This window comes from Bacillus sp. AP50, from assembly GCF_040492675.1.
In the GTDB taxonomy this organism is placed as follows: Bacteria; Bacillota; Bacilli; order Bacillales; family Bacillaceae_G; genus Bacillus_A; species Bacillus_A cereus.
The window spans coordinates 1-16,877 of sequence record NZ_JBEUTW010000189.1 but is presented as its reverse complement, the minus strand read 5'-3'; the positions used below and the strand labels follow the sequence as shown (position 1 = coordinate 16,877).

Sequence of the window (16,877 nt, the reverse complement as noted above, 5' to 3'; positions counted from 1 at the left end):
GGAAAATATAAAACTAAGAATATATAGAAGTATTTTTTTAAATAAATTCATGAGAGCTCCTTTCATTGTAAAATGTTCTATGTATTTCTAATTATATGATTAAAAGGTAAATATTTCATCTTAGTTATAAAAATTCTGATTATTTAGAATGTGAATATTTCCAAGCTTGTCCGTATAAGCTAAAATAAGGTATATAGTATTTTGATGAATGTGTTAAAAGAAGATAATACGTTAGGGTGATATAAAATGTGGCGGAAGCTTACGATTATTGTAGTGTTACTTTGTTTAGCGGGATATGCAGCTTATGAACAGTTTGGTCATAAAGAGCAGGCGGTAAAAGTGAAGCAAGAAAAAAGTGAAGCTGCGATGAAAGAGATTATCGCAAGGAATGGTATTGAGATAGGGAAGAGTGCACCGGACTTTACATTAACGAAGTTAGATGGGACAAATGTAAAGTTATCGGATTTAAAAGGAAAGAAAGTAATTTTAAACTTTTGGGCTACGTGGTGTGGACCATGTCAGCAAGAAATGCCTGATATGGAGGCTTTCTATAAAGAACATAAAGAGAACGTAGAAATTTTAGCGGTCAATTATACGCCTTCAGAAAAAGGTGGGGGGGAAGAGAAGGTAAGCAATTTTGCTAAAGAAAAAGGAATTACTTTTCCTATTTTATTGGACAAGAACATTGATGTGACAACAGCTTATAAAGTAATTACGATTCCAACTTCGTATTTTATAGATACAAAAGGTGTCATTCAAGATAAGTTTATTGGGCCGATGACACAAAAAGAGATGGAGAAAAGAGTTGCTAAATTAAAATAATGGTGAAAAGGTAGAGATGGAGAGTTCCCATTTCTGCCTTTTCTTTTTCAAGTAGTAATCACTTCATGATATGATGTAAGAAATATAACCGTTTAGAGATAAAGGAGTGTATGGAGTGGGGAATGTATCCTTACCGTTAGATTATGTTGTAATTGATTTTGAAACAACAGGATTTAACCCTTATAATGATAAAATTATTCAAGTTGCAGCAGTGAAATATCGTAATCATGAATTAGTAGATCAATTTGTTTCATACGTGAATCCAGAGCGGCCAATTCCGGACCGAATAACGAGTTTAACAGGTATTACTAATTATCGCGTTTCAGATGCACCGACGATTGAAGAAGTGTTACCTTTATTTTTAGCATTTTTACATACAAATGTTATTGTGGCCCATAATGCTTCTTTTGATATGCGCTTTTTGAAAAGTAATGTAAATATGCTTGGGTTGCCTGAACCTAAAAATAAAGTAATTGATACTGTATTTTTAGCAAAGAAATACATGAAGCATGCGCCTAATCATAAACTTGAAACGTTAAAACGAATGCTTGGAATTCGTTTAAGCTCTCATAATGCATTTGACGATTGCATTACGTGTGCTGCTGTTTATCAAAAGTGTGCAGCTATTGAAGAAGAAGGGAAACGAAAAGTAAATAAGGCTATGCTTGATGAAACTGCGGTATATGAAGCGGTGAAAGAAATACTTGCATGTAATAAACGTAATGTAGAATGGCTACGTTGTATGAACGTAGGAAGTTATTTAGATATAAAAGCTTTTTATCCAGTTATGAGATTAAAGGTAAAAGGGCGAAAGAAATATGTATTAACAGAGATATTAGAAGAAGATGTGAAAGAAATATGTACAAGTTTAAAATGTGAACCGGCGTTAAAAAGTGAAGTTGGTAATACGAGAATTATGCTTAATAGCTTAGAGGATGTTATGAAATTAGAAAGTTATATTTTAGAGCAGTATGATTTTGTATTACAGGCGCTTCATGATTATAAAGAAAATGAAATGAATGCAGATGAAAAGTTGAAAGAGTATTTAAATATTATGGTATAAAAAACTCCGTGTGCAATATATTGTACACGGAGTTTTTTTAGGAGTACTAAAACATAAAATTTTCTTGCAAATCTGATTAAAGAGTTTTTTGTTTGCTCATACTATGTAATAAGAAAGCGAAGGAGAGAGGGTGAACAACATGAGAAGAAGTCGCCGTAAATCGTTTGAAGAACTTGTAAATGAAAATAAACAACAATTATTAAGCGATCGTGAGGCAATTGATCGCATTGAAGAGCGCATTGAAAAACGTTATGAAATGAAACTTTTTAAGCAAGCTGAATAATTCTTAACACTAGTACGATACTAGTGTTAAGGAGGCGATAGTAATGGGTAATCCGAAAAAAAATTCAAAAGACTTTGCACCGAATCATATTGGAACACAATCAAAAAAAGCTGGTGGAAATAAAGGAAAGCAAATGCAAGATCAAACAGGTAAACAACCGATTGTTGATAATGGTTAAAGAAAAGGAGAATATTACATTCTCCTTTTTTATGTATAAATTTGAGGAAAGATAGGTAATTTAAGATGGTGTGTATATACAATATTAGGAGGGAAGTACATGCCAAATCCAGATAATCGAAGTGACAACGCTGAAAAGTTACAAGAAATGGTGCAAAATACAGTTGATAACTTTAATGAAGCAAAAGAAACAGCGGAACTTTCTAATGAAAAAGATCGTGCTGCTATTGAAGCAAAAAATCAAAGACGTTTAGAAAGTATTGACTCATTAAAAAGTGAAATCAAAGATGAATCTTAACAAAATGTACAAAAAGGGCTGACTTTTGTCAGCCCTTTTTCGTAATCGTAAAGTTTTCAACAAGTAAACGCCAATTTTGTGGAAATGGCAAGCCAATCTTCCAATAACTAATACCGCCAATGCCCTGCTCTTTCATTAAATTGAATTTACTTTGAATAGACCTCGCATCTTCAAACCAAACTTCATGTTGTACGCCATTTTCGTCAAAGTAATTAAAATGTGGAGCTTGAGCTGTGAAATCATAGCGGATAGGAACATTATATTTACGAGCAAGTGCAACAGCTGCGACAGAGCTAACTGCTTTTGCTGGTGGATTCCCTTGTTTGAACGGAAGTTTCCAATCGAATCCGTATAAGTTTTGCCCCATCATAATTTTTTGGGGAGGCATTTGAGATTTTGCGTATTGAAGTACTTCTTTTACAGGACCGATAGGAGAGATTGCCATTGGTGGCCCGCCCTGCCAACCCCAGTCATATGTCATAATGACGACGAAATCAACAATTTGCCCTTGCGCTTTATAATCATGGGCTTCGAAAAATTTTCCCTTTTGATTTGAACTTGTTTTCGGTACGAGAGTTGTGCTTAATGTGTACCCGCTAGGTAAGCGTGTTTTTACATTTCGTAAAAAGCGATTATACGCCTCGCGGTCTTCGGGTGCTACACTCTCGAAATCGAAATGAATGTCTCGCATGCCATATTTTTCAGCTGTTTGCAAAATGTTAGTAATAAATTTGTTTTGAATCGTTGCGTCGCGTAAAATAACCGATGTTAGATCGGCACTGAAATTACCATTTTCAATATTTGTAATAACGAGCATAGGGATTGTTTGCCCTTGCGTTGCAATATTAGCAATTTTAGCTGTTTCAGTAGGTTCTTTTAATGTGCCATCTCTTTTTGCCTCAAAACTAAAATAAGCTAAATATGTTAAAAATGGATTGATGGCACGTGTAGCATTAACTAAACTCTCTTTAATCGGTATAGTGGAAGGTTGTAAATAAGCGATGGATTCTACAGCTCGTTTTGTGCCTTTTGGTACATATAATTGTTGTCCGACATGGAGAATAGATTTTAAAGATAAATTATTAACTTTAGCTAAACTAGCGAGGGGGACATTATATGTTTGAGAAATCCGATAGAGGCTGTCACCAGGCTGTACATAATAATTATTTCCTTTCGTATTAACGATAAGTGCCTGACCAACAACGAGCGTTTCAGCGGGATTTAGTCCATTGTCTTTTACTATTTCGTCAGGTGTTGATCCATATTTTGATGCCAAGCTATATACGCTATCACCGCTACGAACCGTTACAATTTGAATCATATGCTTGCTCCTTTCGGGAAAAGATTCACTATTTTTATTTTATTTTTGATGTCACTGTATTATGATTAAATGTATGCAAGGTAGCAGAAGTGAAAGAAGGCGAATATACATATGTTTGTAGCAGAACATGAAGTTGAAATCCGTTATGCGGAAACAGATCAAATGGGTGTTGTTTACCATTCAAACTACTTAGTGTGGCTTGAGTTAGGTCGCACGAAACTTATACAAGATTTAGGTTTTTCATATGTTGAAATGGAGAAAGAAGGAATTATTTCTCCTGTGTTAGATTTACAAATTTCATACCGTAAAGCGATGCGTTACGGAGAAAAAGCAATCGTAAAAACATGGGTAGATACTGTGAGCCCACTTCGCGTTGTATATGGATATGAAATATATAATGGTGATGGTGAACTTTGTATTACTGCAAGTACGACGAATATTTGTGCGAAAAAAGAAGGGTTCCGCCCTGTATCATTTAAAAAGTTATATCCTGAGTGGTATGCGAAATATGAGGAAATTAAGAAAAAATAAAAAAGCGTGGCAGAAGCCACGTTTTTTTATTTTTCATAATTAAATTGTGGGAAGTCGTCACCTTCGTTAAGTGTAACAGATAAATTATGTCCATCGAAGAACCATTCATCATCGCCTTCAATAAAGAAGTTAATACCTTCTTCTTGAATTTGAACAGCAGGATGTGCAGGATCATCTTTACGAATCCCTAAAGAAAGTCCTTTTTGCACAGTACTGCAACCACCGTATTGTACGAAAAAGCGTAGTGTTTCATTTGATTGTAAGTTTAATTCATTTTTATACCATTGTGCTGCTTCTTTTGTTACGGAAAGATTCATGTATAGTTCCTCCAAATTATGTTGCTTTTTCTTTAGTATAAAAAATAACGCAAAAAGACGCTATTAATATGCTTCACGTTTTCTTTTTGCGTTATGTGGGTTACGATCTTATTTTTGCTTTTTTGAAAAGTTTGCTTTTGGTTCAGTTTTATTTATAATTCGTCCGATATTTGCACGGTGTTTATAAATAACCATACCTGCTAATAAACACATCGCAATAATGAAGATTTTATCCCCGCTAACAATGGATGCAATAACAGCAACAACTGCTGTTACCATAGAAGAAAGTGATACGTATCTTGTTGTAAATAAAAGGGTGAAAAATACAACAGCCAATATTGCAAAAACAACTGGTGAATAGCATAATAGCACCCCAGCAGAAGTTGCAACTGCTTTACCACCGCGGAATTTCGCGAAGATTGGATAGACATGTCCAAGAACAGCCGCTAACCCGAACCATAGTGGATGAATATCTAATCCGAAAATCATTGGTAGACTTGTTGCTAATGTCCCTTTTAAAATGTCAGCAATTGTAACGGTAAAACCTGCTTTTTTCCCTAATGTGCGGAATGTGTTTGTTCCGCCTAGATTACCGCTCCCGTGCTCACGAATATCGATTCCGTAGCCGATTTTTCCAACAACTAGTGCAAATGGAATCGAGCCAAGTAAGTAGGCAACGATAAATAAAAGATATGTAGTAACCATAAGTTCAGTCTCCTTTATTCAAATGTGTTGATAAAGGGTAAAAAGAGTTTTTCCCGTATATTGTACCATACATTTGTAAAGAGCACATTTCTTTTTTGTAAATGAAAAATTCATTATTTCGTGAAAAAAATTTCACAGTAATGTTACATTTCTCACAGAAACAGTAAGACTATATGTAGTAACATTTTAATCAAAAGATAACAACATATTGGTGGAGGGTTATAAATGTTACAAAATAATACACGTGGAGAAGAAGAATTAATGAAAGTGTTTGAGACAATAGTCCACGGCAATGAACAAGATTTGATGCAAGAAAATGCAAATGTAGACGGCCGCTCTCCAATGGGCGTAATAGGAACGTTCGCATCTGAGAGTGCAAAATATTATGCTGTTGAGAATTTATTGTCAGATCAAGTGAAAAAAGCGATAAATGAAAATATATTATATCCACATGATTTAGATTTTTATGCAACAGGAACGACGACTTGTTCACAAATTCCGTTAGCACAAATGCTTGCTAACGGTTTTCATACTGGACATGGACATATGAGACAACCGCAAGACATTAAAAGTGCATTGGCTCTTTCGTCTATTATTTTTCAAGCGAATCAAAATATGCAGCATGGTGGTCAATCGTTTGCACTCTTTGATATTGATTTAGCACCTTATGTACGAAAAACAATTGAGAGACATAAAAAACGATTACAATCATATCCGCTTACGAAAGAACAAATAGAAGAATTCGCATGGAAAGAAACGGAAAATGATACGTATCAAGCGTGTGAGGCTTTCGTTCATAATTCGAATAGTATGCATAGTAGGGGCGGAGGACAAGTACCGTTTATTTCTATTAATTACGGAACAGATACATCAAAAGAAGGAAGAATGTTAATTAAACAACTTTTAAAAGCGACACAAGCTGGACTTGGTAAAGGAGAGACACCGATTTTTCCGATTCAAATTTTCAAGATGAAAAAAGGTGTGAATTTTGAAGAAAGTGATCCGAACTACGATTTATTTGAATTAGCATTAGAGACAACCGCAGAGCGATTATTCCCTAACTTTTCATTTTTAGATGCTCCGTTTAATGCAGTGCATTATGATGGAAGACCAGAAAGTGAAGTATGTTACATGGGATGTCGTACCCGTGTTATGTCTAATATACATGGAGAAGAAACAGCGATTGGTAGAGGGAATTTATCATTTACGTCTATTAATTTAGTGAAATTAGCGTTAATTAGTGGTTCAAAAGAAGCGTTTTTTGAAGCGCTAAACTATTATTTAGATTTAGGAATTAAGCAGCTATTAGAAAGATATGCGTATCAATGTACGAAACGAGCAAGAGATTTTCAGTTTTTATATTCACAAGGTGTATGGCGTGGTGGAGAAACGTTGCAGCCTGAAGACTCCGTAGCCTCGATTTTAAAACAAGGGACGTTAAGTATTGGTTTTATCGGTCTTGCGGAATGTTTAGTAGCTTTAACAGGAAAGCATCATGGGGAAGATGGAGAATCATGGAAACTTGGGTATGAAATTATTTCCTTTATGAGAGATAGAATGGATAAAGCGACAGAAGAACATCAACTGAATTTCTCAGTAATTGCAACTCCAGCAGAAGGATTATCAGGGAAGTTTGTGAAAAAAGATAGAGAAGAATTTGGTGAAATTAATGGTATAACGAACCATAATTACTATACGAATTCATTCCATATTCCAGTTTATTATAACATTCAAGCGATAAATAAAATCCGTTTAGAAGGCCCGTTCCATGCTCTCTGTAATGGAGGACACATTACTTATATTGAACTAGATGGAGCAGCAATGCATAACAAAAAGGCATTAAAACAAATTGTACAAGCCATGGCAGAACATGGCGTTGGATACGGTTCAATTAATCATCCTGTTGACCGTTGTAAGTGCTGTAGTTATCACGGGGTTATTGGGAATGAATGTCCAAGTTGCGGGAATAAAGATGAGGCTAATATAGAAAGAATTCGCCGTATAACAGGCTATCTTGTAGGAGATATGTCGAAGTGGAATAGTGCGAAACGTAGTGAAGAGATAGATCGGGTGAAACATAAATGAAAGTGATGAATATTATTCATGATAGTGTAGTAGATGGAGAAGGATTGCGGACAGTCGTGTTTTTTGCGGGCTGTCCGCATCGTTGCGTTGATTGCCATAATCCGAAATCGTGGAATATTTGCAATGGAACGGAAATGACAGTAGAAGAAATTGTGAAAGAGATTGCAAGTAATCCATTAACTGATGTAACATTTTCAGGTGGAGATCCATTTTTTCAAGCTGCTGAAGTGAAAAAGGTAGCAAAAATCGTGAAAGATTTGAAAAAAAACCTATGGATGTATACAGGTTATACGTTAGAAGAGATACAGAGTTCTCAAAATAATGATATGATAGAGTTGTTACATTATGGGGATGTTTTAGTCGATGGAAGGTTTGAAATTGAGAAAAAAGATTTAACACTTCCATTTCGCGGAAGCTCCAATCAACGTATTATTCGATTGAAAGAGTAAAAAGGCGGGATAGATTATATGAATAAAACAGTATTGCTTGTTGAAGATGAAAGAAGATTACGTGAAATTGTTAGTGATTATTTTCGTAATGAAGGCTTTGAAGTAATCGAAGCAGAAGATGGAAAAAAAGCGTTAGAGTTATTTGCAGAGCATGAAATTGATTTAATTATGTTAGATATTATGTTACCGGAAATAGATGGATGGTCTGTTTGTAGAAGAATTAGAAAAGAATCAGCAGTACCAATTATTATGTTGACAGCACGTTCGGATGAGGATGATACATTGCTAGGTTTCGAATTAGGTGCAGACGAGTATGTAACGAAACCATTTAGCCCGAAAGTATTAGTAGCTCGCGCAAAGACGTTATTGAAACGTGCGGATGGTGCGGTAGGAGTAGCGGAAGAAAATGCTATGTCTTTAGCTGGAATAGAAGTAAATCGTCTATCTAGAACTGTTTTAGTAGATGGAGAAGAAATTATATTGACACATAAAGAATTTGAACTTCTTGTGTATTTAATGGAGAATAAAGGAATCGTGTTATCACGTCAACATTTATTAGATCAGTTATGGGGATATGACTATTACGGTGATGACAGAACGGTTGATACCCATATTAAAAAACTTCGAAATAAGCTAGGAGATAAAGCGAAGCATATCGGTACTGTTATTCGAGTTGGTTATAAATTTGAAGAATAATCTAGAACGATTTGTGTAATTTAGCCTAGGGAAATGGCGATTTTATACTCTCTTTTGAAGGTAGAATGTACAAAAAATACTTTTTTTGTCTACAATGTTAGATAGGAGTATTTTTTTAATTAGATTTCACGATGAGTTCACAAGAAGGACACAAAACGTGACTATACTGAAAATACGAATTCACCAGAGAGGGGAAATAAAACATGGGATATTACGACGGACCAAATTTAAATGAAGAGCATAGTGAAACGAGAGAAGTGAGAAAATCAGGTAGTAAAAAAGGCTATTTCTTCACAGGTTTAGTGGGGGCTGTAGTCGGAGCGGTTTCGATTAGTTTTGCAGCACCATATATGCCATGGGCTCAAAATAATGGAGCGCCAGTATCATCATTTAGTTCGGATTCAAAAGTAGAAGGTACTGTAGTTCCTGTTGTAAATAAAGCGAAAAATGAAACTGATTTACCTGGTATGATTGAAGGGGCGAAAGATGTTGTTGTAGGTGTTATTAATATGCAACAAAGTGTTGATCCATTTGCAATGCAACCGACAGGTCAAGAACAACAAGCTGGTTCAGGATCAGGTGTTATTTATAAAAAAGCAGGGAATAAAGCATATATCGTAACAAACAACCACGTAGTAGATGGTGCAAATAAACTTGCTGTAAAACTAAGTGATGGTAAAAAGGTAGATGCAAAGTTAGTAGGGAAAGATCCTTGGTTAGACTTAGCTGTTGTTGAAATTGACGGGGCTAATGTGAATAAAGTTGCAACTTTAGGTGACTCAAGTAAAATCCGCGCGGGTGAAAAAGCAATTGCAATCGGTAACCCACTAGGTTTTGATGGAAGTGTAACGGAAGGTATAATCAGTAGTAAAGAACGTGAAATTCCAGTTGATATTGATGGCGATAAACGACCAGATTGGCAAGCACAAGTTATTCAAACAGATGCAGCGATTAACCCTGGTAACAGTGGTGGTGCATTATTTAACCAAAATGGTGAAATAATTGGGATTAATTCAAGTAAAATTGCACAACAAGAAGTTGAAGGAATTGGATTTGCTATTCCAATTAATATCGCAAAGCCAGTTATTGAATCACTTGAAAAAGACGGAGTAGTGAAACGTCCAGCGCTTGGAGTAGGTGTCGTTTCATTAGAAGATGTGCAAGCTTATGCAGTCAATCAATTGAAAGTACCGAAAGAAGTAACGAATGGTGTTGTATTAGGTAAAATTTACCCAATATCACCGGCTGAAAAAGCTGGTTTAGAGCAATATGATATTGTAGTAGCATTAGATAATCAAAAAGTAGAGAATGCGCTTCAATTCCGTAAATATTTATATGAAAAGAAAAAAGTAGGCGAGAAAGTAGAAGTTACATTCTACCGTAACGGTCAAAAAATGACGAAATCGGCTACTTTAGCAGATAATTCAGCTACAAAGAATCAATAATCGAAATAAAAGAAAGTCTCTTTCATATTGAAAGAGACTTTCTTTATCGGCTATACTAAAGGAATAGGAGGGATTAATTATGACAATTGAAAACCCAACTCGTACGGAAATTGGTGAAGTGTTAAAGAAAAGCAAAACAATTGCGGTTGTTGGATTATCAGATAAGCCAGAACGTACATCGTATATGGTTTCAAAAGCAATGCAAGATGCTGGATACCGCATTATTCCAGTTAATCCAACAGTAGATGAGGTGCTTGGAGAAAAGGCAGTTTCTTCACTAAAGGATATTAAGGAACACGTTGACATAGTAAATGTATTTCGTCGCTCAGAGTTTTTAATGGATGTTGCAAAAGAATTTGTAGAGATTGATGCAGATGTTTTTTGGGCACAATTAGGAGTACAAGATGAGGATACATACAAATTTTTAAAAGAAAAAGACTATACTGTAATAATGGATCGTTGTATTAAAGTAGAACATGCGATGACAAAATAGTATAGATTTAAAGGTAGAAAGATTGATTCAGCCCTCATTATAGATAAGTAGGGCCGATGAACGAGGTGTTCATCATGAGATTTTTTAAAGGCTGTTTTTGGGGGTTGTTATTTGTAATCCCATTTTGGATCTTGATCATTTGGATCATAATAAAGGTTTGGAATGTGTAATCTTGGAATACATATCCATTTCTCGTTGACAAACGATTATTTTTCTGAAATAGTAGCCTAGAGGAATCCTTGTGAGAAAACAAGGATTTTTCTATTGAAAATGGTATATAAAAGAGATAAGATAACTTGCCAAAACTATAGTCGAGGCGTTATTCTATAATAGAAACATATGTTCTGATTTTGGATTAGGAAAGGGGCAAGGAGTTTGGCGAAGCATCAGTTCCAATATAATGAAGATGCGATTCAAGTGTTAGAAGGACTTGAAGCCGTTCGAAAACGCCCGGGTATGTATATCGGGAGCACGGACAGCCGTGGATTGCATCATTTAGTATATGAAATAGTAGATAACTCCGTTGACGAAGCGTTAGCGGGATTTGGCGACGAAATTTCAGTCGTAATACATAAAGATAATAGTATTAGCGTTATAGATAAAGGGCGAGGAATGCCTACGGGAATGCATAAACTTGGGAAACCTACACCTGAAGTTATTTTAACTGTACTTCATGCCGGTGGTAAGTTTGGTCAAGGTGGTTACAAAACGAGTGGTGGTTTGCACGGTGTTGGGGCATCGGTTGTAAATGCCTTATCAGAATGGTTAGTCGTAACGATTAAGCGTGACGGAAATATTTACGAACAACGCTTTGAAAATGGCGGTGTTCCTGTAACGACGCTTGAGAAAATCGGGAAGACGAAAGAGTCTGGTACTACGATGCATTTCAAACCAGATACAACGATTTTCAGCACAACAAATTATAATTATGAAACATTATGTGAGAGATTACGTGAATCTGCATTCTTATTAAAAGGAATGAAAATCTCAATAAAAGATGAACGAAATGATTTAGAGGATGTATTTCATTATGAAACGGGAATTGAAGCTTTCGTTTCATATTTAAACGAAGAAAAAGATTCCATTCATCCAGTTGTATATTTCACTGGTGAACAAAATGGAATTGAAGCAGAACTAGCATTTCAATTTAACGATGGCTACTCAGAAAACATTTTATCGTTTGTAAATAACGTACGTACAAAAGATGGTGGAACACACGAAGCTGGATTTAAAACAGCGATGACGCGTGTGTTTAACGAGTATGCTCGTAAAGTAGCACTATTAAAAGAAAAAGATAAAAACTTAGAAGGCACAGATATTCGTGAAGGTGTAGCGGCTATCGTTTCGGTACGTGTACCAGAAGAAGTGCTTCAGTTTGAAGGGCAAACGAAAGGGAAACTAGGTACAAGTGAAGCGCGTTCTTCAATTGATGCCATTGTATCTGAGCATTTAGCATACTTTTTAGAAGAAAATCCTGATGTAGCTACACTTCTTGTGAGAAAAGCAATTAAAGCAGCACAAGCCCGTGAAGCAGCCCGTAAAGCAAGAGAAGAAGCGCGTAGTGGTAAGAAAAAGAAAAAATCAGAAGGTACGTTAAGCGGGAAATTAACACCTGCACAATCACGTAACCCGCAAAAAAATGAACTGTACCTAGTAGAGGGTGACTCTGCCGGTGGTTCTGCGAAACAAGGACGAGACCGACGTTTCCAGGCCGTATTACCGTTACGTGGTAAAGTAATTAATACAGAAAAAGCAAAGCTTGCTGATATCTTTAAAAATGAAGAGATTAATACAATCATTTATGCGATTGGCGGCGGTGTAGGAAATGAATTTGATGTTGAAGATATTAACTACGATAAAGTTGTAATTATGACCGATGCCGATACGGATGGGGCTCATATTCAAGTATTGTTATTAACGTTCTTCTACAGATATATGAAGCCACTTATCGAAGCTGGTAAAGTGTTTATCGCACTTCCTCCTTTATACAAAGTAAGTAAAGGAAAAGGTAAGAGTGAGGTAATTGAATACGCTTGGTCAGACGAGGAATTAGACGGTGTAACGAAAAAAGTTGGAAAAGGCTATATGTTACAACGTTATAAAGGACTTGGTGAAATGAATGCGGATCAATTATGGGAAACAACAATGAATCCTGAAACGCGTACATTAATTCGCGTGAAAATTGATGATGCAGCAAGAGCAGAGCGTCGCGTTACAACATTAATGGGCGATAAAGTAGAACCGCGCCGTAAATGGATTGAACGTAATGTACAGTTTGGTATGCAAGAAGAAGGAAATATTTTAGAAAATGAAATGATTATGGAGACGGAGGTGGAATAACATGCAAGCAGAGAAGTTTCATGACCTCCCGCTTGAAGACGTGTTAGGTGATCGCTTTGCACGTTATAGTAAATATATTATTCAAGATCGTGCACTTCCAGATGCACGTGATGGCTTAAAGCCAGTACAAAGACGTATTTTATATTCTATGTATGTAGAAGGTAATTTACATGATAAAGCGTTTCGTAAATCAGCTAAAACAGTAGGTAATGTTATCGGTAATTATCATCCACATGGAGATTCCTCTGTATATGAAGCAATGGTACGCTTAAGCCAAACTTGGAAAGTACGTAATGTTTTAGTTGAAATGCATGGTAATAACGGTAGTGTTGATGGGGACCCAGCGGCAGCGATGCGTTATACGGAAGCTCGTTTATCACCAATCGCATCTGAATTATTACGTGATCTTGATAAAGAAACAGTTGAATTCGTGTCAAACTTTGATGATACGAGTGAAGAACCGGTTGTATTACCAGCAGCGTTCCCGAATTTATTAGTGAACGGATCTACAGGGATTTCCGCTGGTTATGCAACAGAAATTCCTCCGCATCATCTTGGAGAAGTTATTGATGCTACAATGATGCGTATTGATAAGCCAAATAGTACTGTTGATGATTTATTAACAGTTATGAAAGGACCAGATTTCCCAACAGGCGGTATTATTCAGGGGATTGATGGTATTAAAAAGGCGTATGAAACAGGTAAAGGTAAAATTATTATTCGCGGAAAAGCAGAAGTTGAAACAGTGCGCGGTGGGAAACAACAAATTGTAATCACTGAAATTCCTTACGAAGTGAATAAGGCAAATCTTGTAAAGAAAATGGATGAATTACGTCTAGATAAAAAGTTAGATGGTATTGCTGAAGTGCGTGATGAGACAGATCGTACTGGTTTACGAATTGTTGTTGAATTAAAGAAAGAAGCAAACGCCGAAGGTATTTTAAATTATTTATATAAAAATACAGATTTGCAAATTCCATATAACTTTAATATGGTAGCGATCAATAATCGTCGTCCAACACTTATGACATTACCGAAAATTTTAGATGCTTATATTGGACATCAAAAAGAGGTTATTACGAGACGTTCGCAATATGAATTAAGAAAAGCAGAAAATCGTCAACATATTGTAGAAGGTTTAAAGAAAGCATTATCGATTTTAGACCAAGTAATTGAAACAATTCGAGCTTCAAAAGATAAACGTAACGCGAAAGATAATTTAAGTGCAAAATTTGGCTTTACAGAAGCACAGGCAGAAGCAATTGTTTCCTTGCAATTATATCGCTTAACGAATACAGACATTACGGCGTTACAAGAAGAAGCAGATGAGCTTAATAAGAAAATTATTGAGCTACAGGCAATTTTACAAAGTGAAAAAAGATTACTTCAAGTAATTAAAACAGATTTAAAGAGAGTTAAGAAAACATATAGTGATGATCGACGCGCAATTATTGAAGATCAAATCGAGGAAATTAAAATCGATGTAGAAGTGATGATCCCACAAGAAGATGTCATCGTTACTGTAACGAAAGAAGGATATGTGAAACGTACTGGATGGCGCTCACATAATGCCTCAAATGGCAAAGACTTCGGTATGAAAGAGGGTGACATCTTACTTGAACGATTCGATACGAATACGACAGAGACAGTCCTCTTATTTACGAATAAAGGCAACTATATATATCTGCCAGTATACGAAATGCCAGATATTCGTTGGAAAGATTTAGGTCAGCACGTTGCTAATATCGTTTCACTCGACCGGGATGAAACAATCATTTGGGCAACGGTTGTACCGAACTTTGAGGAAGAAAAACGATTTATCGTATTTGTAACAAGAAATGGTATGATAAAGAAAACAGAATTAAATCAATATAAAGTTCAGCGTTATTCAAGGGCATTCGTTGCTGTAAACTTGAAAAAAGATGATGAAGTTGTCGATATATTTGCGACAGATGGAACGAGTGATATCGTTCTTGCTACACACGGTGCATATGCACTTATTTTCCATGAAGATGAAGTAAGTCCAGTCGGTGTAAGAGCTGCTGGCGTGAAAGCAATTAATTTAAAAGAAGATGACTATGTCGCTTCTGGTAAACCGTTAAATGGTGACAAAGATCAACTTATTCTCGTAACACAGCGCGGTGCTGTAAAACGTCTAAAAGCATCAGAAATTGAAAAATCAACGAGGGCGAAACGAGGTCTTGTTATTTTCAAAGAATTAAAACGTAATCCGTACCGCATTGTCGGTATTGAAATTGTTCGGGACGATGAATTAGTTTACATGAAGACAGAGAAAAACATTGTAGAAGAGATTGATCCGAAAGCGTATCGAAATAAAGACCGGTATAGTAATGGTAGCCTAGTGCTAGATGTTAATGATACTGGTGAAGTAGTAGAAACGTGGACGAAGAAAAGACCAGAATAAAGAGGGCATCTTGCTATGAATAATAGCAAGATGCTTTTTTCTAGGCAATTTATTATGTAAATAATAATAATCTTGTTATAATAACTGAATGAAATCGTTCTCATAAAGTGAAACTTTAATCAATGGGGATTTTCTTTATCCACACTGATTATTAGTTGAACCAATCGGGCTTTAACAAGCAGTTGATTTCTCACCTAATTCCTTAGCTTTCGCTGAATTTTTGGTTAGGAATCTTACTGCCTGTTAAAGCGGGACAAATGGAGGGGCAACATGAAAAAAATAGGTGTAGGGATTGTAGGATTTGGTTTTTCTAGTACGACATTTCATATCCCACTATTACAAACGATAGAAGAATATGATATTCGTGCTGTATTATCCTCAAAAGAAGAGGTAGTAAAAGAAACATTACCAAATGCTAATGTTGTTAGTACAATTGATGAATTGGTGAAGCGAGCTGATGTTGACTTAGTTGTTATTACATCACCTAATACAACTCATTTTCCATATGTAAAAGAAGCAATTTTAAACGGTAAGCATGTTGTTGTAGAAAAACCATTTGTTGTCTCAATTGAAGAAGGGGAAAAGCTTATTTCATTAGCAGAGCAGCATAATGTAATGTTAAGCGTATATCATAATCGTCGTTTTGATAATGATTTCTTAACAATTAAGAAATTGTTAGGAGAAAACAGAGTAGGGAATGTATACGCATATGAATCGAATTTTGATCGTTTCCGTCCACATGTACGTGATCGATGGAGAGAAAAAAATCTACCAGGCTCCGGTATATTATACGATTTAGGGTCGCATTTAATTGACCAAGCGTTATCAATATTCGGGAAACCAGATGCGATAAGTGCAGATGTAATAAAACAACGACCAGGTGCAGAGGTGGATGATTATTTCCACATAGTACTTCATTACGGAGTTAAACGTGTCATTTTACGTAGTAGCAGTTATGTGAAAAAAGCTGGACCGCATTTTATAGTGCATGGAGAGAAAGGTTCTATCGTGAAGTACGGTATGGATTCGCAGGAAGAGCAATTAAAAAATGGAATGAAGCCAGGTGATAACGGTTATGGAGTAGACGATGAAGAGAATTTTGCTACTTTAGAAACAGAAGAAAACTTAGAGCGTATTCCAACAGAAGTCGGTTGTTATGACAATTATTATAAAGGTGTGCGAGATAGTATATTAAATGGTGAGAAACTACCTGTAACAGCAAAAGAAGGTTTAGATGTTATTAAACTGATTCAATTAGCGATTGAAAGCAGTGAAAAAGGTAGAGTCATTTCTATAAAATAAAAAGACACGAAATTCGTGTCTTTTTTATTAGGAATATGTGAATATGATTAATTATTTAGTTTAGTCGTTTATCATACATTAATTGGATTTGTATGCCATAAGGATCTTCAATAATACCATATGCT

General features: G+C 35.7%; 17 protein-coding genes and 1 pseudogene. 14 read left to right on the top strand and 4 right to left on the bottom strand.

The window, feature by feature from the left end; all coding sequences use genetic code 11:
* The first annotated feature begins 246 nt into the window (after positions 1-246).
* From ABWK52_RS15730 to tlp, 5 genes are all read left to right on the top strand, one after another.
* Positions 247-822: a redoxin domain-containing protein gene (locus ABWK52_RS15730; protein WP_000269054.1), complete on the top strand. Its 576-nt coding sequence runs from the start codon at positions 247-249 to the stop codon at positions 820-822.
* Between the two features lie 115 nt (positions 823-937).
* On the top strand, positions 938-1,885 hold the full coding sequence (locus tag ABWK52_RS15725) for a 3'-5' exonuclease (protein WP_000528755.1): 948 nt from the start codon (positions 938-940) through the stop codon (positions 1,883-1,885).
* 139 nt (positions 1,886-2,024) lie between these two features.
* Positions 2,025-2,168 (top strand): FbpB family small basic protein, encoded by a 144-nt coding sequence (locus ABWK52_RS15720; protein ID WP_001254703.1) that lies wholly within the window; start codon positions 2,025-2,027, stop codon positions 2,166-2,168.
* A 43-nt stretch (positions 2,169-2,211) separates the two neighbouring features.
* Complete coding sequence (gene sspN, locus ABWK52_RS15715) at positions 2,212-2,346, top strand: acid-soluble spore protein SspN (RefSeq protein ID WP_000527987.1); 135 nt, start codon at positions 2,212-2,214, stop codon at positions 2,344-2,346.
* 99 nt (positions 2,347-2,445) lie between these two features.
* Entirely contained in the window at positions 2,446-2,643 is a 198-nt protein-coding gene (tlp, locus tag ABWK52_RS15710) for a small acid-soluble spore protein Tlp (protein ID WP_001133511.1), read from the top strand.
* Between the two features lie 28 nt (positions 2,644-2,671).
* Here the strand turns inward: tlp and ABWK52_RS15705 are convergent, their stop codons facing one another.
* Positions 2,672-3,964 (bottom strand): glycosyl hydrolase family 18 protein, encoded by a 1,293-nt coding sequence (locus ABWK52_RS15705; RefSeq protein WP_000614862.1) that lies wholly within the window; start codon positions 3,962-3,964, stop codon positions 2,672-2,674.
* Positions 3,965-4,075: 111 nt separating this feature from the next.
* Between ABWK52_RS15705 and ABWK52_RS15700 the strand changes: the two genes are divergently transcribed.
* Positions 4,076-4,495 (top strand): acyl-CoA thioesterase, encoded by a 420-nt coding sequence (locus ABWK52_RS15700; RefSeq protein WP_000495812.1) that lies wholly within the window; start codon positions 4,076-4,078, stop codon positions 4,493-4,495.
* Between the two features lie 26 nt (positions 4,496-4,521).
* Here ABWK52_RS15700 and ABWK52_RS15695 read toward each other — a convergent pair whose 3' ends face one another.
* Together ABWK52_RS15695 and plsY are read right to left on the bottom strand one after the other, a co-directional pair.
* Positions 4,522-4,812 (bottom strand): HesB/YadR/YfhF family protein, encoded by a 291-nt coding sequence (locus ABWK52_RS15695; RefSeq protein WP_001054453.1) that lies wholly within the window; start codon positions 4,810-4,812, stop codon positions 4,522-4,524.
* A 108-nt stretch (positions 4,813-4,920) separates the two neighbouring features.
* Positions 4,921-5,517 carry a glycerol-3-phosphate 1-O-acyltransferase PlsY gene (gene plsY, locus ABWK52_RS15690; RefSeq protein WP_000258974.1) on the bottom strand — a complete coding sequence of 199 codons (597 nt, stop codon included), beginning with the start codon at positions 5,515-5,517 and terminating at the stop codon, positions 4,921-4,923.
* A 225-nt stretch (positions 5,518-5,742) separates the two neighbouring features.
* Here plsY and ABWK52_RS15685 point away from each other — a divergent pair, with 225 nt between their 5' ends.
* From ABWK52_RS15685 to ABWK52_RS15650, 8 genes are all read left to right on the top strand, one after another.
* Entirely contained in the window at positions 5,743-7,602 is a 1,860-nt protein-coding gene (locus tag ABWK52_RS15685; RefSeq protein ID WP_098542273.1) for an anaerobic ribonucleoside triphosphate reductase, read from the top strand.
* A complete protein-coding gene (gene nrdG, locus ABWK52_RS15680) occupies positions 7,599-8,051 on the top strand; it encodes an anaerobic ribonucleoside-triphosphate reductase activating protein (RefSeq protein WP_000867072.1) in 453 nt (150 codons plus the stop codon). Before ABWK52_RS15685 ends, nrdG begins: the two co-directional genes overlap by 4 nt.
* 18 nt (positions 8,052-8,069) lie before the next feature.
* Positions 8,070-8,747, top strand: a complete 678-nt coding sequence (locus ABWK52_RS15675; protein ID WP_001044679.1) for a response regulator transcription factor — start codon at positions 8,070-8,072, stop codon at positions 8,745-8,747.
* Positions 8,748-8,950: 203 nt separating this feature from the next.
* Positions 8,951-10,192, top strand: a complete 1,242-nt coding sequence (locus tag ABWK52_RS15670) for a S1C family serine protease (RefSeq protein WP_000542641.1) — start codon at positions 8,951-8,953, stop codon at positions 10,190-10,192.
* Between the two features lie 79 nt (positions 10,193-10,271).
* Complete coding sequence (locus ABWK52_RS15665) at positions 10,272-10,685, top strand: CoA-binding protein (RefSeq protein WP_000151387.1); 414 nt, start codon at positions 10,272-10,274, stop codon at positions 10,683-10,685.
* 375 nt (positions 10,686-11,060) lie between these two features.
* Complete coding sequence (gene parE, locus ABWK52_RS15660) at positions 11,061-13,025, top strand: DNA topoisomerase IV subunit B (RefSeq protein WP_001062202.1); 1,965 nt, start codon at positions 11,061-11,063, stop codon at positions 13,023-13,025.
* A gap of 1 nt (position 13,026) precedes the next feature.
* Positions 13,027-15,450, top strand: coding sequence for a DNA topoisomerase IV subunit A (parC, locus tag ABWK52_RS15655; RefSeq protein ID WP_098542277.1), 2,424 nt, complete (start codon positions 13,027-13,029; stop codon positions 15,448-15,450).
* A 270-nt stretch (positions 15,451-15,720) separates the two neighbouring features.
* Positions 15,721-16,752, top strand: a complete 1,032-nt coding sequence (locus ABWK52_RS15650) for an oxidoreductase (protein WP_000719773.1) — start codon at positions 15,721-15,723, stop codon at positions 16,750-16,752.
* Between the two features lie 55 nt (positions 16,753-16,807).
* Here the strand turns inward: ABWK52_RS15650 and ABWK52_RS15645 are convergent.
* Positions 16,808-16,877 (bottom strand): annotated as a pseudogene (locus tag ABWK52_RS15645) (VOC family protein); the annotation flags it as partial.